The organism is Vibrio bivalvicida (assembly GCF_001399455.2).
Lineage (GTDB): Bacteria > Pseudomonadota > Gammaproteobacteria > Enterobacterales > Vibrionaceae > Vibrio > Vibrio bivalvicida.
Window position 1 is genome coordinate 13,057 of sequence record NZ_LLEI02000021.1, and the last position, 24,554, is coordinate 37,610.

Annotated in this window: 22 protein-coding genes; 8 read left to right on the plus strand and 14 right to left on the minus strand. The window is 43.8% G+C overall.

All coding sequences use genetic code 11. The annotated features are described in order from the left end of the window. Positions 1 to 2: 2 nt before the first annotated feature. From APB76_RS05330 to APB76_RS05375, 10 genes are all read right to left on the minus strand, one after another. The gene (locus APB76_RS05330) at positions 3 to 860 is read right to left on the minus strand and encodes a CheR family methyltransferase (RefSeq protein WP_049845862.1); all 858 of its coding nucleotides are present in this window, start codon (positions 858 to 860) and stop codon (positions 3 to 5) included. Then, positions 845 to 3,244: an aerotaxis transducer Aer2 gene (gene aer2, locus APB76_RS05335; RefSeq protein WP_054961208.1), complete on the minus strand. Its 2,400-nt coding sequence runs from the start codon at positions 3,242 to 3,244 to the stop codon at positions 845 to 847. Before aer2 ends, APB76_RS05330 begins: the two co-directional genes overlap by 16 nt. Positions 3,245 to 3,319: 75 nt before the next feature. Next, positions 3,320 to 3,790: a chemotaxis protein CheW gene (locus APB76_RS05340; RefSeq protein ID WP_049845864.1), complete on the minus strand. Its 471-nt coding sequence runs from the start codon at positions 3,788 to 3,790 to the stop codon at positions 3,320 to 3,322. After that, positions 3,787 to 4,350, minus strand: coding sequence for a chemotaxis protein CheW (locus tag APB76_RS05345; RefSeq protein ID WP_082880279.1), 564 nt, complete (start codon positions 4,348 to 4,350; stop codon positions 3,787 to 3,789). Before APB76_RS05345 ends, APB76_RS05340 begins: the two co-directional genes overlap by 4 nt. A 9-nt stretch (positions 4,351 to 4,359) precedes the next feature. Then, positions 4,360 to 6,450, minus strand: coding sequence for a chemotaxis protein CheA (locus APB76_RS05350; protein WP_054961207.1), 2,091 nt, complete (start codon positions 6,448 to 6,450; stop codon positions 4,360 to 4,362). 45 nt (positions 6,451 to 6,495) lie between these two features. Then, positions 6,496 to 6,855: a response regulator gene (locus tag APB76_RS05355; protein WP_049845867.1), complete on the minus strand. Its 360-nt coding sequence runs from the start codon at positions 6,853 to 6,855 to the stop codon at positions 6,496 to 6,498. A gap of 1 nt (position 6,856) precedes the next feature. Continuing rightward, positions 6,857 to 7,141: an STAS domain-containing protein gene (locus APB76_RS05360; protein WP_049845868.1), complete on the minus strand. Its 285-nt coding sequence runs from the start codon at positions 7,139 to 7,141 to the stop codon at positions 6,857 to 6,859. Positions 7,142 to 7,471: 330 nt separating this feature from the next. Next, positions 7,472 to 9,472, minus strand: a complete 2,001-nt coding sequence (locus tag APB76_RS05365; RefSeq protein WP_054961206.1) for a tRNA(Met) cytidine acetyltransferase TmcA — start codon at positions 9,470 to 9,472, stop codon at positions 7,472 to 7,474. A gap of 90 nt (positions 9,473 to 9,562) precedes the next feature. Beyond that, complete coding sequence (locus tag APB76_RS05370) at positions 9,563 to 10,534, minus strand: ParB/RepB/Spo0J family partition protein (protein WP_049845870.1); 972 nt, start codon at positions 10,532 to 10,534, stop codon at positions 9,563 to 9,565. Between the two features lie 7 nt (positions 10,535 to 10,541). After that, positions 10,542 to 11,759 carry a ParA family protein gene (locus APB76_RS05375; RefSeq protein WP_049845871.1) on the minus strand — a complete coding sequence of 406 codons (1,218 nt, stop codon included), beginning with the start codon at positions 11,757 to 11,759 and terminating at the stop codon, positions 10,542 to 10,544. Between the two features lie 1,238 nt (positions 11,760 to 12,997). Here APB76_RS05375 and APB76_RS05380 point away from each other — a divergent pair. Together APB76_RS05380 and APB76_RS05385 are read left to right on the plus strand one after the other, a co-directional pair. Then, positions 12,998 to 14,968, plus strand: coding sequence for a replication initiator protein RctB domain-containing protein (locus APB76_RS05380; protein WP_049845872.1), 1,971 nt, complete (start codon positions 12,998 to 13,000; stop codon positions 14,966 to 14,968). A 498-nt stretch (positions 14,969 to 15,466) separates the two neighbouring features. Then, positions 15,467 to 17,002 carry an alpha/beta fold hydrolase gene (locus APB76_RS05385; RefSeq protein WP_054961205.1) on the plus strand — a complete coding sequence of 512 codons (1,536 nt, stop codon included), beginning with the start codon at positions 15,467 to 15,469 and terminating at the stop codon, positions 17,000 to 17,002. 80 nt (positions 17,003 to 17,082) lie between these two features. Here APB76_RS05385 and APB76_RS05390 read toward each other — a convergent pair whose 3' ends face one another. The 3 genes from APB76_RS05390 to APB76_RS05400 are packed head-to-tail and all read right to left on the minus strand — an operon-like array spanning position 17,083 to position 19,324. After that, entirely contained in the window at positions 17,083 to 17,550 is a 468-nt protein-coding gene (locus tag APB76_RS05390; RefSeq protein ID WP_054961204.1) for a hypothetical protein, read from the minus strand. Continuing rightward, positions 17,547 to 18,479, minus strand: coding sequence for an ABC transporter ATP-binding protein (locus APB76_RS05395; RefSeq protein WP_054961203.1), 933 nt, complete (start codon positions 18,477 to 18,479; stop codon positions 17,547 to 17,549). The genes APB76_RS05390 and APB76_RS05395 overlap by 4 nt, the downstream gene beginning before the upstream one ends. Then, complete coding sequence (locus tag APB76_RS05400; RefSeq protein WP_054961202.1) at positions 18,476 to 19,324, minus strand: ABC transporter ATP-binding protein; 849 nt, start codon at positions 19,322 to 19,324, stop codon at positions 18,476 to 18,478. The genes APB76_RS05395 and APB76_RS05400 overlap by 4 nt, the downstream gene beginning before the upstream one ends. 358 nt (positions 19,325 to 19,682) lie before the next feature. Here APB76_RS05400 and APB76_RS05405 point away from each other — a divergent pair, with 358 nt between their 5' ends. The 4 genes from APB76_RS05405 (at position 19,683) to APB76_RS05420 (ending at position 22,430) form a co-directional block, all read left to right on the plus strand. Next, positions 19,683 to 19,880, plus strand: a complete 198-nt coding sequence (locus tag APB76_RS05405) for a PA3496 family putative envelope integrity protein (protein WP_004746308.1) — start codon at positions 19,683 to 19,685, stop codon at positions 19,878 to 19,880. A 163-nt stretch (positions 19,881 to 20,043) separates the two neighbouring features. Then, positions 20,044 to 20,253, plus strand: a complete 210-nt coding sequence (locus APB76_RS05410; RefSeq protein WP_038202197.1) for a DUF3283 family protein — start codon at positions 20,044 to 20,046, stop codon at positions 20,251 to 20,253. A 92-nt stretch (positions 20,254 to 20,345) separates the two neighbouring features. After that, entirely contained in the window at positions 20,346 to 21,062 is a 717-nt protein-coding gene (locus tag APB76_RS05415; protein WP_054961201.1) for a YebC/PmpR family DNA-binding transcriptional regulator, read from the plus strand. Between the two features lie 135 nt (positions 21,063 to 21,197). Beyond that, a complete protein-coding gene (locus APB76_RS05420) occupies positions 21,198 to 22,430 on the plus strand; it encodes a lysozyme inhibitor LprI family protein (protein ID WP_237767881.1) in 1,233 nt (410 codons plus the stop codon). 57 nt (positions 22,431 to 22,487) lie between these two features. Here APB76_RS05420 and APB76_RS05425 read toward each other — a convergent pair whose 3' ends face one another. After that, the gene (locus APB76_RS05425; protein WP_054961200.1) at positions 22,488 to 22,724 is read right to left on the minus strand and encodes a DUF2798 domain-containing protein; all 237 of its coding nucleotides are present in this window, start codon (positions 22,722 to 22,724) and stop codon (positions 22,488 to 22,490) included. A gap of 83 nt (positions 22,725 to 22,807) precedes the next feature. Here APB76_RS05425 and APB76_RS05430 point away from each other — a divergent pair, with 83 nt between their 5' ends. Both APB76_RS05430 and APB76_RS05435 read left to right on the plus strand, forming a co-directional pair. Then, positions 22,808 to 23,713: a LysR family transcriptional regulator gene (locus APB76_RS05430; protein ID WP_054961199.1), complete on the plus strand. Its 906-nt coding sequence runs from the start codon at positions 22,808 to 22,810 to the stop codon at positions 23,711 to 23,713. Between the two features lie 38 nt (positions 23,714 to 23,751). Further along, positions 23,752 to 24,483: a glucose 1-dehydrogenase gene (locus APB76_RS05435; protein WP_054961198.1), complete on the plus strand. Its 732-nt coding sequence runs from the start codon at positions 23,752 to 23,754 to the stop codon at positions 24,481 to 24,483. Positions 24,484 to 24,554: the final 71 nt, after the last annotated feature.

Below are 24,554 nucleotides of genomic sequence, written 5' to 3' on the forward strand. Positions count from 1 at the left end.
GCCTATTTCTTAACGTAAATGGTGTGCCCTAGATGATGAAAGATATCTAAGTCTGCTGGTACACCCTCTGAATGACCGATAAAAAGTACCCCATTAGGTTTCAATTGGTGGTGAAAACGTTTGAGCAACTTTTCTTGAGTTTGCCTATCAAAATAAATCATCACATTACGACATGAGATGAGGTCGAACTTGTGTTCAAAATCCCACTTATCTAATAAGTTCAGGCGTCGAAAGTGAATAAGTTTTTGTAAACCTGCTTTACATTTAATTTTGCCTTGATACTGACCGGAACCTCTGACAAAACAGGGCTTAAGGTATTGCTTAGGAATACTCGCTATAGCCTCATCGCTATACAAGCCACTCTGCGCATGGGTTAATACTTTCGTATCTAAATCTGTAGCTGTGATCCTGACATCTTCAAAATAGCTAAGGGCATTCGCCCAATGCAAAGATGAAATCAGGCTGTAAGGTTCTTCGCCCGTAGAACATCCAGCAGACCATAGTTTGAGGTTTTTTATCCCTCGCTCTCGCCACTCTTTAATCAAGACCTTCTCTATAAATTCAAAGTGATGGAATTCACGAAAGAACTGAGTTTTATTGGTGGTCAAGCTGTTGATAAACGTCATTTGCTCGGCCGGATCTTGTTCAATGATCGGACGATACTCACTAAAACGCTTCAAACCGAGCCGTCTAAGTTGTCGACTGACTCTGCCATATACCATGGTTCGCTTTCTATCTGAGAAGAATATGCCAACGTTCTTATGCATAAACCACTGAATAAACTTGAAATCTTTGTCAGTAAGTTCAAATTCATCTGCCGCTGGCATTGCTCTCTCAGTTTGAACTAGAACTCTTCCCATTCGTCTCCATCCTCTTCAAGCTTAAAGCTAGAATTGGCGACCTTAGGTGTTCGAATATCTCGAATGTTGGTCTCTCGGCTTGCCCTCTCAGACGGCTTTGATTCAAATGTCGTCACATTGTTGTCCGTCGCAAAGAAGTTCATCAGATGCAGTAACTCTTTACCTTCATCTTTCAGTGATTGACTCGCTGCGGAGGTTTCTTCAACCAGTGAGGCATTTTGCTGGGTCATCTCATCCATGGTGCTAATTGCGCGATTAATTTCATCAATACCTGTTGACTGCTCAAGGCTAGAAGAAGCAATTTGCGCGATAAGCTCTGTCACCTTTTGTACCGCTGCTACTATTTCGTTGAGTGTTTCGCCAGATTCGTCGACTAAACGAGAGCCTTCATCCACTTTCTCGACACTATCGTTGATCAATCCTTTGATTTCTTTCGCTGCTGCGGCACTGCGCTGCGCCAAATTGCGCACCTCACCTGCGACCACAGCAAAACCTCTACCTTGCTCACCTGCGCGAGCGGCCTCTACTGCGGCGTTCAGAGCTAGTAGGTTGGTTTGGAAGGCGATCTCATCAATGACACCGATAATGTCAGCAATTTTTTTACTCGCAGTATTAATTTCAGACATCGCAGATACCGCTTGTCCAACGACCTCTCCCCCTTTACTGGCTTTTTTCGCGGCATCATCAGAGAGTTCATTCGCACCTTTGGCGTTGTCAGCATTTTGGCGTACCGTTGCCGTCATTTGTTCCATACTCGCCGCGGTCTCTTCTAGATTAGACGCCTGCGCTTCAACACGTTGGCTCAAGTCATTATTACCTTCAGCAATCTCAGTCGAAGCTGTTGCCACGCGGGCAGAAGATTGGGTGATCTTGTCGACCATATTCCGAATATTGAGAATTGAAGTATTGACCGCATTAGACAGCCGAGCAAACTCTCCGGTGTTATCTTCAGACATGTTGGTATTGAGATTACCATCTGCCACCTGACTCATAACATCAATGCACTGACCAATTGGTGCAACCATAGTATCGAGTAAACTATTGATTCCATCTCCAAGTTCCTTCATAAAGCCGTTGTAAACACTGGTGTCAATACGTTCGTTTAAATCACCAGCAATGGCTTTTTGAATCAAGGACTCTACTTGTCGCTGCCCATCTTGTTGCTCGGTTATATCAATCCATTGTAAGGCAGGCCCAATATAATTCCCCTCGCCGTCGCGCATGGCGATACAGGTGAGGTTAAACTCCAGACCGCCAACCGCGATATTGGATGAAAATGGCAAGCGGTCAGGATTACTAATAATGCTACGCTGGTGCCCTGGATTCTTGTGGAAGATATCAATGTTTTTTCCAACTAGGTTACTCGCATCGAATCCTGTCAGCACCTTTCTAAGGTCGCTTTCTCTACTGCTGAGTAGTGTTTGTAAAGCAGGATTTAGATAGGTGATAATGCCATCTTTGTTGGCCATCATTAGATTTGTTGTCATACCGGAAACAGCGGAAGCAAGTCGTCCAATTTCTTCTTCTTTTGCACGCTCCTCTGTAACGTCACGCCATTCAAGCGTGTTACCAATGTAGTTACCTTGAGCATCGTTGATCGCGGCGACATTAAGCTCGATCTTGATGTCAGCAATGGCAATGTCTGTGCTGTATGGCAGGTTACTTGGATCTGCCAGTAATTGTCTTTGATGAGCAGGGTTGCGATGGAACTCGTCGATGCAACGCCCCAATAACCACTCTTCACTTGCTGTAAACCCAGACCACACGGATCGCATGGTCGCTTCATGCTTTTTAAATAAGCTGATGGTTTCTTGGTTGGCGTAGGTAATAGTTAGATCTCTATCAATCATCACCATAGCGGTTTGAGCTTGATTAACAGCTGCTTGCAAGCGCGATATTTCATTGTTTTGTTTGACTCTTGCTGTGACGTCAGACCATTCCAGTGTATTACCCACATAATTACCTTGAGCATCAATGATGGCCCCAACATTAAGCTCAATTAGGACATCTTTGACCGTAATTGTCGTGGTGTAAGGCAAGTTTGAAGGGTTGGAAAGCATTTGACGCTGATGGCTAGGGTTAGAGTGGAATAAGTCGATACAATAGCCAAGAAGGAACTCTTCCGTGGCATGGAAGTTAGGCCAAATAGACTGGAATAAGGCCTCATGAGTTTTGAGAAGATCTACTGACTTCCGGTTTAGGTACGTTATCTTAAAATCGCGATCGATCATCATTAACGCGGTTTGAGCAGCATTCAATGCTGAAAACAACTGCTCTGTGGTTACACCTTGTTCTTGTTCAGGTTCAAAATCTTCTGTTAGCGTATCCTGCGTTGGTGCTTCAAACTGAGCAGCAGGTACTGTTTTCCTATTCCAAAATGCCATGAGTTATCCCTCACTGGTTGCTTCTTCTGACGTATTTCACCAATATAAATAGACACGACTTGACTTACATTGGTATTAGGCCCAACTCTCTTCCTCTTGGTTGGGTACCGGAAGCTCAGCAACATCAAAAAGAGCTTCCATGTGAATAAGTATTAAGTGACCGTTATTAACAGATGCGATACCACGCACGTAGCTATGATCAACACTTGTCGAGACATGGGGCGACGGTTTGATTTCCTCTTCGGTCAGCGGGTAGACCTCTGAAACTCCATCAACAATGATGCCAAGCGGGTGTTTATGTGAGTCGTTAAGAACAATCACGACTGTCGTAGAACTGATTTCGGCTGGCGACAAGTCAAAACGCATACGGAGATCGACAATAGGTACGTATTCCCCTCGAATCTCTAGTACACCTTTCATATAGTTAGGAGAATTAGGGACTTGCCTTACAGCGCTCCACCCTCGAACCTCGCGGACATCTAAAATAGGCACTCCGTACTCTTCTCCCTCAAGAACGAAGCTAAGAAACTCTTCGGTCATAATCATCTATCAGCCCTCAGAATTCGGTCGATATTGAGCAGTTCTTCAGTATCAAGTAGCGACATCACATGATCTCCGACATTAATCAAGCCTTGGAGGTATGGTGTAACAAGAGACTCTCCCACCGCAGGGTAAAGCTCATTACTTCCCTGGCTAACCACATCACTGACCGCATCGACAACCAGGCCCATCAAACGCTCTTGCTCATCGTCACTGTATCGCAGCACAATAACCACGGTAGTAGGACGATAGTCATTAGTGCCAATTGAAAAACGCAGTCTCAAATCAATGACGGGCACAATCATACCCCGCAAGTTAATCACACCACGCACAAACTTCGGTGCTCTAGGTATAGGCGTTGGTCTCTCCCAGACACGGATCTCTTCGACATCTTTAATTTCTACACCATACAGCTCATGGTCGAGTTTGAAGCTCAGAAAATCAGCGCTCTCGCTCACTTCGCCACTGACATTTTCCAGCATCGCCGCAGTCTGAGCCTCAATATTCTGCTTAGCCACTCCCGAGATATCATTGACATTGGTGATGTCACTCGTCACTGTATCCATGTTTGCTCCTTAGGCCGCCACGCCTTTGTGAGTCGTTTCAGACGTTCGTTTTAAGAAGTTCGTAATAAGTCCCTGAATATCTAAAATGAGCGAAACAGAACCGTCACCTAATATCGTTGCTCCAGAAATCCCAGCGACTTTACTGTAATTGGACTCAAGGCTCTTGATGACAACTTGCTGCTGATCAAGCAACTCATTTAGCAACAAACCCACTCGATTACCGGCCCCTTCAACGAAACAAAGGATGCCATTATCCAGCCCATCGCTACTTCCCATTTCTAGTTCATCTTGAAGGCGAAGTATTGGTATGTTCTCTTCCCGTAGGCGGTAGAGTTCAATGCCTCCAGACGCGAGCTTTATACAGTTCGGATCAATTTGGATAGACTCCACAATGGTTAGCAGCGGGATGACATAGACCTCCCTTCCGACTCGCACCAATTGGCCGTCCAGAATGGCTAGGGTTAAAGGCAAACTGATAGTAAAGCTGCTTCCCCTGCCCAGCTCAGATTCCACTTCGATATGACCACCAAGCTCCTCAATATTTCTTCTGACCACATCCATACCTACCCCTCGACCAGAGATGTCTGAGACTTCTTCTGCGGTAGAGAAACCGGGGGCAAAAATAAGGTTCATGATTTGCTTGTCAGAATACTCTTCTCGACGAGAGTCCTGTGCAAGCACTCCTTTTTCTAGAGCTTTGTTCCATAGCTTGTCACAATTTAATCCTGCGCCATCATCGTTTATTTCAATGACTATTGAGCCACCTTGGTGATAAGCATTAAGCTCTATTGTCCCAACTTCACTCTTACCAGCTGCAAGGCGTTGTTCAGGTTGCTCTATGCCATGATCGATGCCATTTCTGACTAAGTGAACGAGAGGGTCAACAATGCGCTCCAACACTGTTTTATCCAGCTCTGTTTGTTCACCTTTGATTTGTAGATCAACTTGCTTTTCCAAGCGGCCAGATAAGTCACGGACTAAACGAGGGAATCGACTAAAGGCGAAACTCATCGGCAACATACGAATATTGAGTACGTTTTCTTGTAGATCTTTGCTGTTTTGCAGTAGCTGATCTAGACCCGTTTTGAGCTTTTCCAACTTCTCGATGGTGAAATCATTACCAATTTCAGTCAGCATGGACTGTGTAATGACCAACTCGCCGACGAGGTTAATCAAACTATCAACTTTGTCTATGTCGACTCGAATAGAACTGACGCTGGTATCTGATTTGGCAACCTTAGTCGCCTTGGGTTCTTGCTCTTTCGTCTCTTCAGTAGAAGTTGAAGATGGCGAGTTGTTCTCAAGATCCTGTATCTCTGCATGCATTGAAGTAGGCTCGGAGCTTTCGTTTTCTTGAGAAGCCGAGAGATTTGCTTGTGCCCTTTCTATCTTCAGGTCACATTCATCTTCAACCCACTCAAACACCTCTCGAATTAACGCTTCTTCGACACTGCCATCAAGGGTTGTTGTCCATGCTAAAAAACACAGTTCAGCTTCGATATCATCTATATCAGGCAGCTTGGTCGTATCTGCAACAATCTGACAAGATTCATCCAAATCCTTAAGTTCACGTAAGATGCGTAGTGGGTCGTTGCCACTAAAAAACATTTCAGGATACGGAGAAAACTGGATACACCACGCTTGATCTACAGATGTTTGATTGGATGGCGAGTTTGATTCAGATTCAATAGAGACATATTCACTGTTTGGTTCGTCACCTAATAATGCACTGAGCTTGTCTCCGACCTCTTGCTTTAGCGGTTCATTTACTTCACTACCCTGCTCATGTCCTTCAAGCATGCTGTGTATGCAATCGCCACTTTTGAGCAATAAATCGATGGTTTCTGCCGTTAAAACACGTTCATTGTTACGCACTAGATCTAGGTAAGCTTCAACGTTATGAGTGAATTCGCTGATATCGATCAAATTGAAGGTGCCGGCTCCCCCCTTAATTGAGTGAGCGGCACGAAATATTGTATTGATCGATTCATCTTCTACATGTGATGGATCTAAGTTAAGCAGTACATCTTCTAGCACCTCAAGATTTTCACGACACTCTTCGTAAAACATCTTGCGCAGCTGTTCCATGTCTAAAGCCATATTGTAGCCTCACCAAATGACGTTTCTGTGAGAATTTGTGCTCGTTTAAATTACGCGTTTTAGTGTTTTTAATAGCGTATCTGGATTAAACGGCTTCACTAACCATCCGGTCGCACCGACCGACTTTCCTTGCTGCTTTTTATCTGTACTGGTTTCAGTGGTTAACATCAGAATCGGGATAAATTTGTATTGCGGTTTTTCACGCAATGCTTTGACAAGCTCAAAGCCCCCCATATTTGGCATATTGACATCCGATATCACTACATCAAATTTCGAGGAGCTGACTTTGCTCAACGCATCACGTCCATCATTGGCCGTTTCTACGTCATAGCCAGCATCGCGCAAAGTATGACTGACCATCTGACGTATCGAAACGGAGTCATCCACAGCTAGAATTTTAGTCATATTACCCTTCTCCAACTTCTGTGTTTATATCAAACTGTCCATCCAGACCAAGCGTAATAATGCCTTCGACCAGTGACGGCGTCGGTCGCACTAATTGAATCGTTATCTGATTGGATCTGGCAGAATGGAATAATGAGGCAAGCGCCTGAATACCAGCTGCATCGACGCGACCAACGTGGGACGCATCAATTTTGAGCTGTTCGTGTTGTGCAAGCCATGATTTGTACTGGGATGCAGAGTCGAGAACCGTTGAAATATCCAACGACTCAGGTAATAAACACTCCATGTTTTCAACCTTTACTAATATTATTATTCCTAGCCGATATTAAGCATGTTGCTTAACAATGAGTGTAGGAAGGAATCATTAATTCGCAAGTTGCTGATATACAGAATATGGATGAGTTACTGAGAATAAAATTGGTGTAAAGTTTAATTGTCTTTAGATATGAAAGGATTACATTACGTTTCATATCAGAAAAAAAATGGGATACTTCTGCGAGTTTCAATAATTGCTTCGAAATCAATTCCGTATGTTCAAGTAAGGGATTTGGACTTTACACTGTAAATTGTTCCTAAACTTTCAAGTTTTGAGCGTTTTTACAGTGTAAATTTGTTGCTAGGAAGTCGAACTCAATAACATAGCACGCGTTTGATCTCTAAAAGCCTGCTCTACTTGTTTTCGTCCAGTGTAACCAAAAGAATTACTGCACTCATCCCAACTCCACCGTTGCACGACTTTTCTTATAAACAAATCTGTTGCGCTGTGAAGTAGATCAGGCGAACTCTTCCACCAAAGATCTAGGAATGGAGCAACGCTATCGAAACTCGCACCTCCTTGGCTGTAGCTCAAAATGAGCGGCTGAACACCAGACTCGGTAACGGAAGCATTACTATTTAGGATTAAACTACGGACAAGTTCAATCTCAAGTTCGCTAAATGTTTCTCCCAGTGCATACTGAGTAACAAGAGAATAACTTCGTTCAATCGATGTCTTCCATTCTACGTCACCATAGATCATGACCAGTGAGTGTGTGCCACTCGCTTGCTCCCGTAGAGTCCCCAATTTAACTGGAGTAAATCCACAATGACGCCAAAACTGAACCAGTTCGGTTGTCGCGCCAAAGCTGGTGGAGTAAAAATCATAATCAGAGCGCTCGATCAGTTGCTGGACCATTTCACTGCCAATGTGCTTTCTCTGTAACGTTGGGTGAACCGCAATTCGCATAATTCTTAAACTGGCCTGCTTAGCTGCCTGTTCAATTCCAAGTTGATTGGCAATTAACGCGGGAACCAAATTCCCTTTAGGGCGTCGCCGACCAAGCTGAATCTGTTCGACTAAGTCACTCTCTAACTTTCCTTCAGCAACGGTTAACATACAAGCTAGACACACACCCTGTTCCAAAATGGCGTGTAACTGAATGGCGTCGTCACTAAGTAATAACATTAAATCATTTGGTGATGTCTGGTAATGAGCATTCACAAGTAGAGCAAAGCAAGAGCGCAAAATCTCAGGTTCAGCGACCAGTCTGTCCTTCTCAAGCTGAATCAGTTGGCCTATTAACTGGCCAGCTTTCCAATCAGGCAATTCAGCATCTAGTAAAAATGATTCAAACAGCCATTGCTCGAGTGGGTCCCCCTCATTCCAACGAATAGGTTGATCAAGGTGAAAAAAACGAGTCCCTGGGCGGTGCATTGTTAACCAAGATCGAAATTTAACGGTAAAACCTCGTCCACATCCTTCATAGCCATGAATAGTCGTTGAGAAGACGGCACGATGATGAACCTCAACCATTTCTTGCAGCATAGGAATAGGAATCGCCGAAGCTTCATCCACAAACAGACAATCGCTCTGACGTTGGCTACGAAGCAATTCATCCGGTGCCACAAACTCAAGTATCGATTGTTTATACTGCAAGCGCCCTTTCTCTGCATGAGCTTGTGGCAACAAACGCTGAGCATGTTCAAAAACAGGCTGAACCGTCATCAGACTCGGAGCAGTCACTATGATATGGATGGTACGTTGCTGCAAAATGTGCGCAGCAGCAATACCAAGTGCACTGCTCTTCCCCCTGCCGCGATCTGCAGTCATCACAAGAGGTCGCTTTCTGTGGCCTTCGACAACTTTTAGAATTTTCTCTACTGCTTGGTTTTGCTGCTCAAAGCGCAGTCTCGATCGTGTTTCTACTACGTCGGGTATCAACAGTGGATGGTCTTCTTCAATTACGATGAGTTGTTGCAATGCCGCATTCAACCATACTTGGTCAAGTGTCGGCTGAGTCTGTTTCTCAGGCAAAATAACAACCAAGCCTCCCCCTCGGACACAGCCAGTTGCCGCGGTAAAACTATTGGCATCGAAGCCATCACGAAAGTCGCAACATAATAGCTTGCATTCTTGACCAAGTAACTGCTGACCTTTTTTAAAGCCAACACTTTTTGCTATTTTTGGGTCGCTCACACCACCTAGCAAGAAAATATCCTCACTTGGCACCAAACTAAAAACCGCTTGCAGGCTTTGCTGTTGCCAGCGTTCACTGCCTTTTAAGACAACACCATAACGATGATTAGACTTAGCAGAGGCTTCTAGCAGTTGAGAAAAGTGGTCTGTGATTGCGGTCATGAGTTAAGGAAAATTCTAAAGGTTGCAATTAGCCACCATTATGGCACAAAAAAAGCCGCAAATAGCGGCTTAATACGATTATGGTATCTGTTAGTTTAGCTTTTTCTCAACTAGGTCTAACAGCTCTTGCATAAGAACATCATCTACTTTTTTCAGGTTTAACGTTAGGCTATTCCCTTTTCGGGTATAGCTCGCTCGCCCCTTAACTAACTCCGTTTTCGCCGGAGCAGACTTCTTACTTGGTGATAACTCTTCGATCCAAGTTTCAATCGCCTCTGTCACTTCTTTAGTAATTCGAGCTACACCTTGAGACTGAGTTCGTTGCCACACAAAGCCTTTATCTGAGGTGCACTTATCAAGAAGCTTCCCCTGTTTTTCAGACTCTAAGCCATTAAATTGCTTGTGCAGTTTAACGATAGTTGGGCGACCAAGTTCAGCCACATTTGGATACGCTTGTAGCAGCTCAAGGGGTAAGTCTGCGGCTTTCAGCGCTCCACTCACGAGAGCCTCACTGCACTGGAACATTTTAGCTAGTGCTTTTTGGTCTTCAGCGTCACCGCTTTCCAACTTGGCTAGCATCTCTCTGCCCTTCTCGTACAAAGACAAAGGTTTGTGAGCATTAGCTACATCAGATAAGAACTTAGCGTGTTCAGTGCTTATATTCTCACCGACATAAATCAAGAACTCTTTGTCGGCAAGAGTACATGACATACGGCGGCGGCTACCATCGAGAACCTCGATTTTGCCATCTTCGCGTTTACGCCCGACCGCAGGATACTGTTGACCACGTTCTTTTAGCGTGATTAAGACATCGGATAATGCATGTTCGTTTAAAAAAGATTGCTCACGGGCGTTTTCTGCAAACACAACGGTTTCTTCTGCAATCTGTTGCGCTGGAATACGCACGAGTTCAAATTGAACTTTCTCTTCACCGGCGACAGCAAGTTCGATAACCTGAGCCTGCTCTTTCGCTGCTTGCTGAGCCTCTTGCGGTGTAGTGACATGGCGCTTATTCGCCTTGCCAAACAATCTTGCGTTTAAATCTGAAGTTTTGATTGCCATTTTTTACTTACCCCTGATTTAATGATGACCAATGACTATGTAGAACGCGTTCAAGCTCTAACGCGCTTTTTTGTACTGCATCTTGCGCAGTAGCAAGGGTTTTCTTACCCCCTTCAAAATCACCCGTCGTTAAGTCAAACACGGTACTGTAAGTATCTGCACAAGTTTCAAATGCACGGCTACGTGGAATCGTTGCCATGGTTACTTGATCGCCGAGCAAGTAATTCATTTCTGTTAGTACCGCGACTTGCTTCTTGTTGTCGTCTTCAAACATTGTCGGCATCAGCCTTACAAATTCTAGGCCTTGCCAATCTTCTGGGAACATCTCGTACACAGTAGGAAGATGCTGGAAGAAGTTAACCGTCGATGCCCAGTCTAAACGTTTTGCCGCGCATGGAATAAGCAGTGCATTTGATGCATACATGGCGTTCCACACTAAAGGGTCAACGTGAGGGCCAGTATCAATCATGATTACATCAAAATCATCAGCAATCTTATCGATCAGCTTTTCTTTTAGTAGCTTAACGATATCAAGTGATTGATTCTGAGAAAGATGCTGCCACGCTTCTGCGTTAAACATTGCATCTTCAGGGAAAGCAGATACTGTTTTTAGATTCGGATATTGAGTAGGTAGCAGCACATTTCTGTGTAAGAACTCGTTATCTACATCAACTCCCTCTGGGACATTATCAAGCATAACATCGACCGCAGAGTAGATATTGTCGTGGTCATTTAAGCTAATCTGAGGATTTAAAAACAGACGCAAAGAGCCCTGTGGATCCAAATCTATAAGGCAAATTCGGTAACGTTTATCTAGATTCAATGCTAAGCAAGCAGCAAGGTGAACCGCAGTCATCGATTTGCCAGTACCACCCTTTTGGTTCTGCACATTGATGATCCAAGGTTTGTTTTCACTGTTATTCTTACGTTCATGGAAGTTTGGAATACCAGCAGCATCCATCAACATATGCGCTTCTTGCAATGAAATTGAATAATGGTTGGCATTATTCTTAGTAAATTGATGGCCAGACTCTTCAAGCTTATTGATTGCATCGTCTAGTTTACGTCGGGTTAAACCAGAACGAGTTTCCATCAATGCCTTCGACATTGGTGGAAAATGTTCGTCGCTGCGTTCTTCCAATACAATTTCGATACGATCAGCCTGAACCTGAGCAGTTTTTTCCGCTAGCTGAATGAGACTATCAATCGTATGTTCTCGTTTCATTTGCCAAATTCCGTTATTAATGACCTGAAATCCATTGTACAGCATTACCCATAACAGACAATAAAAAGGTGAACGTTCAATTATAGATTTAAATCACATTAAATAGAATTCTGACATAAATTTTAATGCCATTGAGCAATAATGGGGCAGTCCACAGCTATATAAATGTATAACTACGCTCAAATAAGACAGCAGATTAAAAATGTTGCAGTGTCACTTATTTACAATGTAAACATAATAGATAATTATTTTTACAAAAAATTTCATCGGAACGATTAAGAATCAACCCCAATTTACGGAGCATGCATTTTTGACTTAGGTTCAGTAAACAGAAACAAGTATTCGAGCAAAAATATATAAACGAGTATGCGAACGCCTATTGAGGTATACAAAGGTATAGGAACAATGATCAAGGAAGCTTTGGTGATCATGCTTTCAGGGATTTGCGACCAATTAGGAACGATGATCAAGGATAATCGAAGCAGAAAATGTACTCACTAGTGATCCCATTGGAATGATCAAATTACGGAACAATGATCAAGTGTAATAGAAGCTCGGAAGCATGAAAAAATAGCGTCAACTTACGGAAAAATGCAGATGAAGTAAGAGTTAGGGCTCAATTAAGCCCAACACTAGCGGATTGTTGAATGACAAGTGAAACAATAACAAATACAGCGCAGATTTCTTGATCATGCTTTCAGAAAACTATTTATCAGTGGATGAATGAGACTTAGCGATGTAGATTGTTGTTCAACTAACGATATCGTATAAATAGCGTTCAATCAGGCTCACAATCTCGCTCACCTTGATCATCGTTTCGTAAAAGTAAGCGGGAGAAAAAGAGGATTTCCCCATTGGAACTAAATAGTTATTCTTCTGGCTGTGGATAAAGTGTGTAGGGATGATGATCATGCTTTCATAATCATATTGATCATTGATTCGAACCAATGATGATCATCGTTCTAATAATATTTGATCATGCTTTCAAACACTTACTGATCATGCTTTCGGACAACTCATGATCATGCTTTCTAAGTCATTTAAAAAAAAACATTTAATTACAACAAGTTATGACCAGGTTAGTGCTCGGATCAATAGATCATATAATCAATTAAGATCAGATTAATCAAAAAGATCAGTTATTTAAAAGCAATAATTTTTTCTTTATTTATGATCTTTTTTTCTTTATTCTTTCGGAACTATAGCGATATTACGGCTAGTGTGACACGGATCTAATAATGAGCTCAGACGAAAAACTACTGATAAAAGCGCCAAGAAGCCACAAAGATGGACACTTATTTGAAGTATCTGAAGTTGCTGTTAATTGGATAGAACAGTACCAACACTTCAAAGGCGTTACGAAAAGTATCGTCGAACTTCTTAATCTCATCTCCTTAAGAGGTTTTAGCAGCAAAGATGGATTAGTTTCTACAACTGAACTGATTGATGCCACTGATGGTCAAGTAACCCGCGCAGCTATCCAGCAAAGGTTACGCGCAGCCGTCAATATTGGGTTATTTCAACAGGTTCCTGTTCGATTTGAAGAAGGTCTGGCTGGGAAAACCATGCTGCACCGTTTCGTGAACCCCAATCAGCTAATCTCCGTTTTAGGTGCAACGAGTCTGGTTACAGAGTCCGTCAAACAAACCGAGAAACAGAAACGCTCAAAAGCTCTGGCGCAAACTCAAGTTAATAAACGATTATTAAACGAGCATGGGCTTAATACACCACCAGCGATGAAAGATGAAGCTGATCAGTTTGTTGTTTCACCAACCAACTGGGCAGGTATTATAGATCAAGCACTTGCGCCACCACGCACTCGTAAAAGTTATCAGAAAAGCATGGTTTCGATCTCTGGAACTCGCGCTGTGATCGAGACACGATCGTCAAAAAATATTATGACAGTGGACGATTTGATGACCTTGTTTGCGTTGTTCACTCTGACGGTTCAGTACCATGAGCACCACCAGCATCAGTACCAGCTTGATGGGACTCATGTACCAAATAAAACGCCATTGTACATTACCGATATTCTTTCTCTGCGTGGTAAAAAGGATAGTGGGCCAGCACGAGACTCTATTCGCGATAGTATTGACCGGATCGAGTTTACGGATTTTCAGTTACATGAGCTAACAGGTCGTTGGTTAAGTGAAAATATGCCAGAAGGCTTCAAGAGCGATCGTTTTAGATTTTTGGCCCGTACCATCACTGCATCGGAAGAAGCGCCTACAGAGGGCGCTGACGGCGAAATACGCATTAAACCGAACCTATACATCCTTGTTTGGGAACCATCGTTTTATGATGAGCTACTGACACGCGACTATTTCTTCTTGTTTCCACCGGAAATTTTAAAACAACATACCTTGGTATTTCAGTTGTACAGTTACTTTCGTACCCGTATGTCGCGCCGTCACGCGGATACCATGCTATTGAGTGAGCTGAACCAGAAGTTGGCGCGAAATATCGAATGGCGTCGTTTTTCGATGGATCTGATCCGTGAGCTGAAAAAGCTCTCAGAAGAGAAGGGCACAGAAGATCTATTCTTGGTTAATCTTTGGGGTTATCACTTAACGATCTCTACCATGATCGAGAATGGCAAAGTGAAAGACTATCAGTTTGATATTAAGTGTGATGCGGAAGAAGTGCTGCGTTACTCACGAGCACGTACCACCAATGCGGGCAAGCGTAATATGGCACCGACGCTTCCGAACCCGCTTCGTAATGAAATGGTGTCGAAGCAGCAACTCGAAGAGATGTCACAAATTATTGATGGTGAGTTTGAACCCATCCAGCGCAAAGAGCGCGCGCCACGTGGCAAACTTGGACGCCGAGTTAAACAGCGCAAGCACCTAGTAGAGATCAATGCCGATGAGATCACCATTACTCTATCTAAATATACCTCTTCAGAGGCTCTAGAACGCTCTATATCGGCTTTGGCTGCTATGACAGGGCATTCCCATAGCTCAATCCAAGAAGAGTGTCTGGAGTTGATTGACAAGCTAGATTACTTACGTGTCGGTGACCAAGCTATTCCCTATGAGACGTTGAGTAAGATGGTTGAACTTTATAATAGCCAAAGTGAGAATAAGCATTTGTCTATCGAACGCTTGATTGCAGGCCTAGCTGTGCGTCGTAAGGTGTGTAAACAAGTTTTTGAAGGGCATCTAGATGAAAGTGTTTTCAGAGCCCTCGACGAGGTGGCTGTGTAACACAAGACAAGATTCAATCTACTAAAGCCAGCATCTTAATCGCTGGTTTTATTGCGTTTACTAACCTTGATATACAACTTGTAACATTTTTCGCACCATAAAACAAAGCTACTACATTCCCCTGACAATGAACTGACATAGGCCGGGTGGCGGTTGGATAATATCTATCCCGAATAGACAACCTTTTGTCCTTTCTGATGAATGAGGGATAGGATTATCCCTGATAGATTGGCTCATATTGTTACATTCATTCTGAATATTTTGCGAGTTCTCCGAGCTCGCTTTTTTTTTGCCTAAAATTCAGTGAACTACATACTCATTCCGCAACGATGATCAAGGTAGTTACCCTTGATCATCGTTCCGTCTTTATTTCCAGCAATCCTTTTGTCGCTTCTTAAAAGAAAAAAGGCGCAATTATCAAGACCATTCCTTTCATGTTTTATTGTGGAAATCGATAGTACGCTCCGCTAATTATATTTGAGTAGAGACGTTTCGTAGATGAATAGAAAGTTAGCAGTATTAGCGATTGCGACAGCGATAGCTGGATGTGGGGGAGGAGATGAAGGAAGCACTCCATCAACAACCAGTAACAATCTTCTGAACTTGTCTACGTTATCAAACGCGTCGGCAGAACTTCAAACGGTGCAATGTAATCAACTACAATTGGTTGGCAAGAACTATGTTCAGCCAAATACCGTTGATAGTTGCTGGCTTTTACAAGTGCCGGAAGATTACGCGCAACCTAACGGTAAGAAGATTCAAATCGCCGTTGCTAAGACGAGCGCTCAAGGTGCTAAAAAAGGTTCATTTGTTTTCTTAGATGGTGGACCTGGAGGAATGTCATTAAGTACTGCTGGCTATAGTAATAGTCACTTCCCCGCTCTCTCTTCCAACCATGATATCTATTTCGTTGATCAGCGTGGTACCGGCTATTCTACACCTTCACTGAGTTGTGATTTTGGTGACTCTGGTACGACTCAGCAAATCAAAGATTGTAAAAGCAAGTACACTAACAATGGTGTTGTTTTAGACCAATACACCAATGTCAACAATGCATTAGATTTACTTGTACTTGAGAAAAAGCTGACCCAAGCGAAGCAACTAGATAACGGCTGGAAGCTCTATGGTGTGTCATATGGAACACGTCTAGCCATGACAATGGCGCGTGAAGAGCAAAAGCAGATTAATTCAGGGTATCAGACATCCAATGCTATTCAAATGATGGTGCTGGATGGCGTGTTTCCGATAGAGGTCAATGGCATCAAGGATATGCCTTGGTCAAACTATGAGTCGCTTGACCGCTTATTGGAAGTTTGTCGCCGTAGTGGCATTTATTGCAATGAAAACACTCTAAAATCGGCTCTTAACACTCGTCTTGGCGAGATTGGCGAGCAGTATCGGTTACCCTTGCTCAATTATTTGGTTCAAGAGAGCATGAGCCGTACTTACAGCGTTCAAGGAGACAAAAAATATGAGCCAGTAGCACTGCTGAATCTTACCAAAGCTCAAATTGAGTCCGATATTATTTCTATGGCGACGGATTCCTATAGTGCTTTAGAACCTGATATGTTTACAGGAATGGGGTTGTCTAATATCTGCGCAGAGGAACCTGTCAAGCCTGCCCATCACTCAGTTCACCCAAGCCGTGGGAAGTGGGGAGCGAATGTGCAGAGTGTTGTCGATACAAGCCACCACCTAGGACTGAGCAGCGAAGCTTGTGAGGCTTGGAGCGTAAGCACTGTCTCTGCTAGCAACTATGCCTCGATGACACCTGTAACTTATCCTGTTTTATTACTAAGTGGTGCTAACGATGGTCAAACGCCCCCTGCTTGGGCTGACGTTTCGTCGACTAAGTTCTCAAATAAGTTAAGTTTGGTATCGGATGATGGGGGACATGGGATCATTACGGATGCTAGAGATGGAGAAAACATCTGTCTAAAAGATATCGTGCTTAGTGCGATCAATAATCCAGAAACCATGCGTGATATCAACACCAGTTGTTTAAACACCAGCAATTTCAAATATACACCCTAATGGCGAGTGATTGATTTGAAGCATATAGACGCCCTCCGTAGCTGTGAGGGCGTTTTTATTGGTATAAATAATTGGTGCTTTCACAAGACTAAACCTTGATCATTGTTCCGAGGTTCATTCCAAGCATGAGCTGCCATAAACCGGACATGGGCATTAATTAGTTGATGGGACTGCTCTTGCCAACCACTATGACTTTGCTGATTGCAAAACTCTAGGCTTAGTACCGTAAGGTGCTGCATTCGTTTCATACACCAATCTTTAAGTTCCATTTCGCTGGCTGGATTCGACACCACTTGTTGCAGCTTACTGTAGGCAAGCTGTAAGAACTGGTATGCCTTATTTGGTGAGTCGTAACGTGAGTGATCGAAGATACGCAGGCAACCATCTAACCAGCAAGCAATGGCTTTACTCTGTTGATCTGAAATCAGTGGTCCCCAAATTTGATCGGGCGGTGATAGGATCAATGATTCAAGATTACTTCCTTGATCATGCTTTCGGTGTTGATACCAGATCCCGATCTGCTCTACCCACGTATCTAATTGATTCATGCTGCCTTAACCCAATGTTTTACGAAATGATTTGGCCCTACTTGATCAAACCCTTCTTTCACAATCGCACTTTGTTCACGGATCTGATCGGCATCTAATGAATAGTTTGGTTCATTTTCCACCAATTGACCAAACGGCAGATCTGGATCGGGCACAGCGGAGATCAGAAGCTTGGTATAAGGGTGTTGTGGATCGGTTAAGATCGCTTGAGTGTCACCCCACTCAACAATCTGGCCTTTGTACATAACGGCGGTTTCTTCGGCAATGTAGTGGGCAGTCGCAAGATCGTGGGTGATGTACAAAAAGCCAATCCCCAGATCTTTTTTCATCCGTTGCATCAGATTCAGTACGCCAAGACGAATAGAGACGTCTAGCATCGAGGTCGGTTCGTCGGCGAGAATGACCTCTGCCCCAACAGCTAGGGCTCTGGCTAGGTTAACTCTTTGTCTTTGACCACCACTTAGTTCATGTGGGTACTTTTTTAAGGTGTCAGGAGCGAGTTCTACTAACTCCATTAGCTCGTTCAACTTTGCTGGGATGTCGGCTTTATTGGCTACTTGCTTGTGAATCTGAAGTGGACGAGTTAAATGATGCTCAATGGTTTGGGTAGGATTTAGCGAACCAAACGGGTCTTGAAACACCATTTGTACTTTACTTCGGTAATCAAGCAGCTCTTTCTTGCTAGTGATTTCATTAATGTTTTTGCCATTAAATAGAATATCACCTGAGGTCGCAGGGTAGACCTTGGTGATCAAACGTGCGCAAGTACTCTTCCCACAACCAGACTCTCCAACTAGCGCTAAGGTATGGCCTTTATGCAGATTGAGGGTTATCCCTTGCAGGGCTTTAAATCGCTCAACAGACGCAAATCCACCGCCGATAGTGAACTCTTTAACCACATTGTTGAGTTGAATGATGGGTTGGATCATGCGAGGGCTCCTTGCTGCTGATGTTTACCTTTGTGAATGTTCGGGAATGAGGCCCATAGTTTTTGCGTATATGGGTGATGAGGGTTGTTGCGTATATGCTTTGACTGATTGACCTCAACAATTTCGCCATGACGCATGATGGCGATACGGTCGCATAATTGGCTCATCAGGGCTAAATCGTGAGTAATAAACAGAACCGAGAATCCAAACTCTTCACGTAGCTGATAGATTTGCTGCAAAATTTCACGTTGTACTACCACATCCAGTGCCGTGGTCGGTTCATCCATAATGATCAGCTTTGGATTGAGCGATAGAGCGATAGCGATGACCAGTCGTTGTCTCATGCCGCCACTGAACTGGTGAGGGTATTCAGTGAGACGTTCATGGGGAATGTTGACTAAATCGAGCAGCTTTTCAGCGCGCTCTTTGGCTTGTTCTTCGCTCATGCCTCTATGGTGGCGCAGGACGTCGGCAAATTGCTCTTGAATTGGCAGGACAGGATTGAGTGAGTTCATGGCACTTTGAAAGACCATGGCTATTTTGCTCCAACGGATAGCCCCGAGATCTTTATCGGATAGCCTAAGTAGGTCTTGCCCCTCGAAATGAATTTCACCGCCAGAGATAAACGCAGGTGGCTTATGTAGACGATTAATCGCAAAAGCGATGGTGCTTTTACCACAGCCTGATTCGCCGGCAAGGCCAAATATTTCACCTTTGCCTATGTCAAAACTGACAGACTTCACTGCGTTGAAGTCGCCCGTGTCGGTAATGTAGTCGATACATAAATCCCGAATCTTGATGATCGGGTCAGCATGAAAGGCATGCGCCTTAGCTAGTTCACTCATAATCTTACTCAAAACATAAAAGGTAATGATTATCATTAATACTTATTTTGTAAGAGAAAAGAAGGATAAGCAAAAAGGGTGAAGTGACTCGAAAAAGCGCTCGGATTATAGGCAGAGCTATATGAAGAAGAGGAACAAGCAAGGCTAAAAATGAGACTCGGATCGCCTTCATTTTTGTAGGGGTAATCCTCTAAATGTACTGCGCTAAAACCGTCGGCGCAAAACTTATTTATACAAAAAACAGTAAGAGTTTCTGAACTATTAGCACAATCACATTATGGAGCTAAAATTCTTAACAAGGGGCGAGTGGTTTTGCTACAGATTAGTTGTCCCTAGCATGGTTTGTTCGGAGGTTATTATGTCCATTAATTCTATTGACCATGATGAAATGAGTAAAATTGCTGGCAAGTGGGACTTCACGGAAGAAGTAGAGTCACAAAAGCCGACTAAGGGTGCCAAATCTGCCGAAGCTCGTCGTCGTATCGAAGCATTAAAAGAGATTCGTGAGAGTGGGTTAACTATCGAAGAGGCAAAGGAACTAGGCATTTTGCACTAGTTGTGACACACATATGCGATTACCTAAGGGTGGCACAGGAAAGCCACCCTTTGTTTTTGAGAGTTTTTTGATCTAACCCTTCACTCCCACTGCAATTCCTCGCTACATTCGCTTTGGGTGTGGTATATTCCCTCCCCATATTTTTACAGATTTAAATTTTGCTATGTCGATAAACCTGTCAACTCTCCCCGCAAGCGAAAAAAACAAGATTGAACTTGATAAGCAAGCTTCTTTTTTAGTTTGGAAGCTTCGTGAAGCGAAAGCTGTGCCTGATGAGATTGATCAGGAGGCAGCCAAAATTGCCGATGAAGAAGAAAAGGCTTCATTCCTAGAGTCTGTAGCTAAATATAAGCGAGTAATGGGCGTCGCGTAACGTAACCATTTTCTCTGCAAGGCGAGAAATTGAAATGTGCTCGCTTTTTGCTAAAATCCTTCGCGTTAAATTGAATTAGAGAGAACATCCCGATGGGAAGAAGTTTTGAAGTGCGCAAAGCCTCAATGGCTAAAACTGCTGGCGCAAAAATTAAAGTTTATTCCAAATACGGTAAAGAAATTTACATGTGCGCGAAAAATGGCGGTGCAGATCCAGACATGAACTTGTCTCTTAAGCACCTGATCGCAAAAGCGAAAAAAGACCAAGTTCCTGCACACGTTATCGACAAAGCGATTGATAAAGCTACTGGTGGTGGTGGTGAAGACTACGTCCCTGCACGCTACGAAGGCTTTGGTCCTGGCGGCACAAGCGTCATCGTTGATTGCCTAACTGACAACGGTAACCGTACTTTCCAAGATGTACGCCAATGTTTCGTTAAAACAGGTGCGAAAATTGGTGTTGAAGGTTCTGTTTCACACATGTTTGATCACCAAGCAGTATTCCAGTTCAAAGGCGATGATGATGAAATCATCCTAGAGACGCTGATGATGGAAGACGTAGACGTGACAGACGTTGAACTTGAAGATGGTGTCATTACGGTATTCGCTCCTCACACAGAATTCTTCAAAACTAAGACGGCTCTAAGCGGTGCGTTCCCAGATCTGGCTCTTGATGTAGAAGAGATCACTTTCGTACCTCAAACTCACACGCCAGTTGCGGGTGAAGATGCAGAGAAGTTCCAGAAGTTCTTAGATCTTCTAGATGACTGTGACGACGTGCAGCAGGTTTACCACAACGCAGAGCTTTAATTGCTAAGCGCTGAACATCAGATAAACCAAAAAGGGATCGATTCGATCCCTTTTTTCGTTTTCGCGTGTTAATAATAGAGCTGATACCAAACTCGAAAGAGGATTCACTCTGCTTATTTTGTTATTGATGGACCAATGATGACCAAATTTCTTCCTATTATCTTGGCTTGCAGCATAGCTTTTTCCGCTGCTTCAACCGAGCTGGATTTCGTGACGAAAGCACAGCAGCTTTATGAAGCAGGCGATAAAAAACAAGCACAGACTTTGTTTACTCAGGCGGCTGAACACGGCAATGCCGAAGCGCACTTTAGACTTGCTTACCAATACATTTTACCGGATGAAGAGAGTGTCTACCATTTGCAGCAAGCCGCTGAGCAAGGTCATCAACAGGCCCTTGAATACTATCTAGATAAGGTGTTTTTTCGCGCGGGTAGCATCAAAATGTCCGATCCCAAAAACGCACTTGCTACCTACCACAAAGCGAAACAACACAACACGAACTTATCTCTTTATGATGAAGATCGTACCGTCCAAGTTCTTACTTATGCGGCTGAAGTTCCTGAGCGAGATAGTGATGCCTTTTTCGATATATACCAAGTAAAGGATGAAGATGGCGATTGGCCCTTCTATGACGTGTGGGAACTTGCAGAACAAGCCTCTAAGAAGGGGAGTGTTTTTGGTAACCCAGACCCTGAACTTATCTTTTGGCTGATCACCCGTGGAGGAGAGGTCCCAGCAGAGTTGTCGTATGCGGTGACAGACTATTATCAGCATTGGAAAAATGATCAGGTCGTGCCTTTTAATCTATGTCAGTATGTGACTAGTGGATCTGGGGCTGGCTATTGCGCTGATAGGGATGCCGTAGAGCAGGAGAAACGTCGTCAGAGTGAGATAGCCTCATTAACAGAAAAGCTGCCAGGGGAAAGCCATGCTCTTTTGGAACGTGCCTACAAAGAGATGGAAGACTTTGTCACGCTCAAAGCGCAGCAAGAAGAAATGCATGGTGGTACGGGGCGTACTGCTTGGATAATAAGCTCGATTCAAGAGCAGAAGGATCTTTACCTTTCTATGCTAGATAAAGCTATTCAAGGCGATATAGAGCCCGTTTCAAATTCGCTCGCTAAAACCGATAGTCAGCTCAACGCTACTTATAAAAAGGTGATGAATCAGCTTAAACTGCCATCTGAAGACTATGAGATGCCAAAGCCGGAAGCTGATGATGTGAGAGAAGTACAAAGACAGTGGATCAAGCATCGCGATGCGACATGCCGCTTGATCGCGTTAGTCGACTCAACGTTAAAAGAGCAATGCCTCAATTGGATAACGGCTCAAAGAGAGCGAGAGTTGCAAGGTATTATCACGCTATAATGGCTCGAACAAATATGACAAGGGGACGTGAGGTCCCCTTTTTGTTTTTTAAACGCTTTAAGCCTGCGAGAAAGAGTTTGCGCCTGCTAACCAGTTAGACAACTTTCTAATTTGCGGTAAGACAGTCAAGTTAAGTGTTAGAGCTGCTGGCCATGCCAGAAGAAAGCTATCTAGCCAAATCGCTGGCCACTCGTTACTAAAGCCCAATTTATAGCCCGAAATCAATCCGGACATTATGATGGCCATGGTCAAAGACGAAAGTAGGGCGGAAATCCAAAAATGTTTGCGGCTCATAAATTCTCCTCTTGTTGTTGTTGTTCTGATGTAATTAAGGATATAACTATCCAATAGTGAAAAAAATAAGCAGGTATAGAAGTATGAATTCCATATTTGGAAACATGGATGATCTTTATTTGTTTTGTTGTGTGGTGGAAGAGGGATCGCTGTTGTCGGCATCCAAAAAGCTTCAGCTTCCTGTTTCGACCATGTCACGCCGCTTATCTGCGCTTGAACAGCGTCTCAATACACGATTATTGGAAAAGAAGGGCAGAGAGCTGGTGGCAACACAAAATGGCTCAGAAGCCTTTGAGCTGATTAGAAGTGGCATGGAATCGGTTGAATCTGGCTTTGGACAAATGCTTTCTGATACGCAGGAAGTGTCGGGCAAGATAAAGCTCGCTATTCCACACAACTTTTATCGAGCCTTTGTGGGAGAGGTTGTCGAGCAGTTTTTGGCTGATTACCCTAAAGTATCGCTCGATCTGGTACTTAGCCAAGAGCAAGCAGTCCCACAGACTGACCGAGATTTGTTGATCACCTTCGACTTGGCAGAGATGAATGACATGATCGCCAGACCTTTATTTAAAGCTCGCCATGCCTTCTTTTCCAGTCCTGAATACTTAACCAAAGTAGGGGAGGTTAACGATCTTGCATCATTGAGTCAGCTTGACTGGGTCAGCGTTGATCATGCTCTAGACATTTCCGTGTATGAGCAAGAGCATCTGGTTGATGTGATGAGCGTGAAGCCTAAGCTGATCGTGAATGATATTTTGGCGGTATGTGGCGCTGTAGAGAAAGGTTTAGGCGTTGCGTCTTTGCCTTTCAGACATGTGCATAAAGGGATGAACTTAGTTCGGGTATTGCCTCAGTATCAACGCAGTGTTAGACAGGCCTATCTAGTTTATAAGCAAAGGCGTTATCAACCCAAAGCTTTCAGTTTGTTGGTAGAGCGCTTAATGGCTGGCGTAGAGAAGATGCAAGAGCCAACGGATTTTACACTGTAAAGTCACCTCAATTGGAATTAAAGAGTAAAGGAAAATAAATGGATAAAGTGGTTATTGTAACGGGAGCGGGTAGGGGAATTGGCGCTGAAACCGCAAAACTTCTTGCAAGCCAAGGCTATGCTGTCGCGGTCAATTATCTTAAAAACCACCAGCGTGCTGATGAAGTGGTTGAGCAGATTGTTTCTACAGGTGGAGAGGCACTCGCGATTCAGGCTGATGTTTCAGACCAAGCGCAAGTTGAAGCTATGTTTGCTCAAGTTACTCAGCGCTATGGCACGGTCACTCACTTGGTGAACAATGCAGGTGTTCTGTTTACTCAATCAACCTTGAGTGAGATTGACCTAGAACGATTTAAGAAGGTAATGGACTCCAATGTCATAAGTTGCTTCTTGTGCTGCAAGGCGTTTATCAATCAGCTTGATAGTAATGGCTCTATCGTTAATGTATCTTCTGCCGCATCAAGAACAGGAGCGCCATTTGAATATGTAGACTACGCGGCTTCTAAAGGCGCGATGGACTCGTTAACCAAAGGGCTGTCACTTGAGCTTGCGTCGCGAAATATCCGTGTTAATGGTGTCAGACCAGGCTGCATTTACACAGAAATGCACGCCGATGGGGGGGAGCCAGGACGAGTAGATAGGCTTGGGCCACAACTTCCACTAGGCCGCGGAGGAACGGCATTGGAGGTCGCGAACTCTATTGCTTGGTTATTGTCTGATGAGGCGTCGTTCGTCACCGGCTCTTTTATTGATATAGCGGGTGGGCGGTAGTGCTCTCAGTCAAAACGACCATCATGCACTAATGGTCGTTTCGCTATCAAATCAAAAGTAACTCTACACCT

What these genes read in the sequence shown, in the direction of transcription:
- APB76_RS05370 (WP_049845870.1), bottom strand. Translation starts at nt 10,534, where the DNA reads ATGGCAATCAAAACTTCAGATTTAAACGCAAGATTGTTTGGCAAGGCG.
- APB76_RS05345 (WP_082880279.1), bottom strand. Translation starts at nt 4,350, where the DNA reads ATGGATACAGTGACGAGTGACATCACCAATGTCAATGATATCTCGGGA.
- APB76_RS05360 (WP_049845868.1), bottom strand. Translation starts at nt 7,141, where the DNA reads ATGGAGTGTTTATTACCTGAGTCGTTGGATATTTCAACGGTTCTCGAC.
- APB76_RS05330 (WP_049845862.1), bottom strand. Translation starts at nt 860, where the DNA reads ATGGGAAGAGTTCTAGTTCAAACTGAGAGAGCAATGCCAGCGGCAGAT.
- APB76_RS05385 (WP_054961205.1), top strand. Translation starts at nt 15,467, where the DNA reads ATGAATAGAAAGTTAGCAGTATTAGCGATTGCGACAGCGATAGCTGGA.
- APB76_RS05395 (WP_054961203.1), bottom strand. Translation starts at nt 18,479, where the DNA reads ATGATCCAACCCATCATTCAACTCAACAATGTGGTTAAAGAGTTCACT.
- APB76_RS05430 (WP_054961199.1), top strand. Translation starts at nt 22,808, where the DNA reads ATGAATTCCATATTTGGAAACATGGATGATCTTTATTTGTTTTGTTGT.
- APB76_RS05350 (WP_054961207.1), bottom strand. Translation starts at nt 6,450, where the DNA reads ATGGCTTTAGACATGGAACAGCTGCGCAAGATGTTTTACGAAGAGTGT.
- aer2 (WP_054961208.1), bottom strand. Translation starts at nt 3,244, where the DNA reads ATGGCATTTTGGAATAGGAAAACAGTACCTGCTGCTCAGTTTGAAGCA.
- APB76_RS05415 (WP_054961201.1), top strand. Translation starts at nt 20,346, where the DNA reads ATGGGAAGAAGTTTTGAAGTGCGCAAAGCCTCAATGGCTAAAACTGCT.
- APB76_RS05380 (WP_049845872.1), top strand. Translation starts at nt 12,998, where the DNA reads ATGAGCTCAGACGAAAAACTACTGATAAAAGCGCCAAGAAGCCACAAA.
- APB76_RS05420 (WP_237767881.1), top strand. Translation starts at nt 21,198, where the DNA reads ATGATGACCAAATTTCTTCCTATTATCTTGGCTTGCAGCATAGCTTTT.
- APB76_RS05425 (WP_054961200.1), bottom strand. Translation starts at nt 22,724, where the DNA reads ATGAGCCGCAAACATTTTTGGATTTCCGCCCTACTTTCGTCTTTGACC.
- APB76_RS05405 (WP_004746308.1), top strand. Translation starts at nt 19,683, where the DNA reads ATGTCCATTAATTCTATTGACCATGATGAAATGAGTAAAATTGCTGGC.
- APB76_RS05400 (WP_054961202.1), bottom strand. Translation starts at nt 19,324, where the DNA reads ATGAGTGAACTAGCTAAGGCGCATGCCTTTCATGCTGACCCGATCATC.
- APB76_RS05355 (WP_049845867.1), bottom strand. Translation starts at nt 6,855, where the DNA reads ATGACTAAAATTCTAGCTGTGGATGACTCCGTTTCGATACGTCAGATG.
- APB76_RS05435 (WP_054961198.1), top strand. Translation starts at nt 23,752, where the DNA reads ATGGATAAAGTGGTTATTGTAACGGGAGCGGGTAGGGGAATTGGCGCT.
- APB76_RS05375 (WP_049845871.1), bottom strand. Translation starts at nt 11,759, where the DNA reads ATGAAACGAGAACATACGATTGATAGTCTCATTCAGCTAGCGGAAAAA.
- APB76_RS05340 (WP_049845864.1), bottom strand. Translation starts at nt 3,790, where the DNA reads ATGATTATGACCGAAGAGTTTCTTAGCTTCGTTCTTGAGGGAGAAGAG.
- APB76_RS05365 (WP_054961206.1), bottom strand. Translation starts at nt 9,472, where the DNA reads ATGACCGCAATCACAGACCACTTTTCTCAACTGCTAGAAGCCTCTGCT.
- APB76_RS05410 (WP_038202197.1), top strand. Translation starts at nt 20,044, where the DNA reads ATGTCGATAAACCTGTCAACTCTCCCCGCAAGCGAAAAAAACAAGATT.
- APB76_RS05390 (WP_054961204.1), bottom strand. Translation starts at nt 17,550, where the DNA reads ATGAATCAATTAGATACGTGGGTAGAGCAGATCGGGATCTGGTATCAA.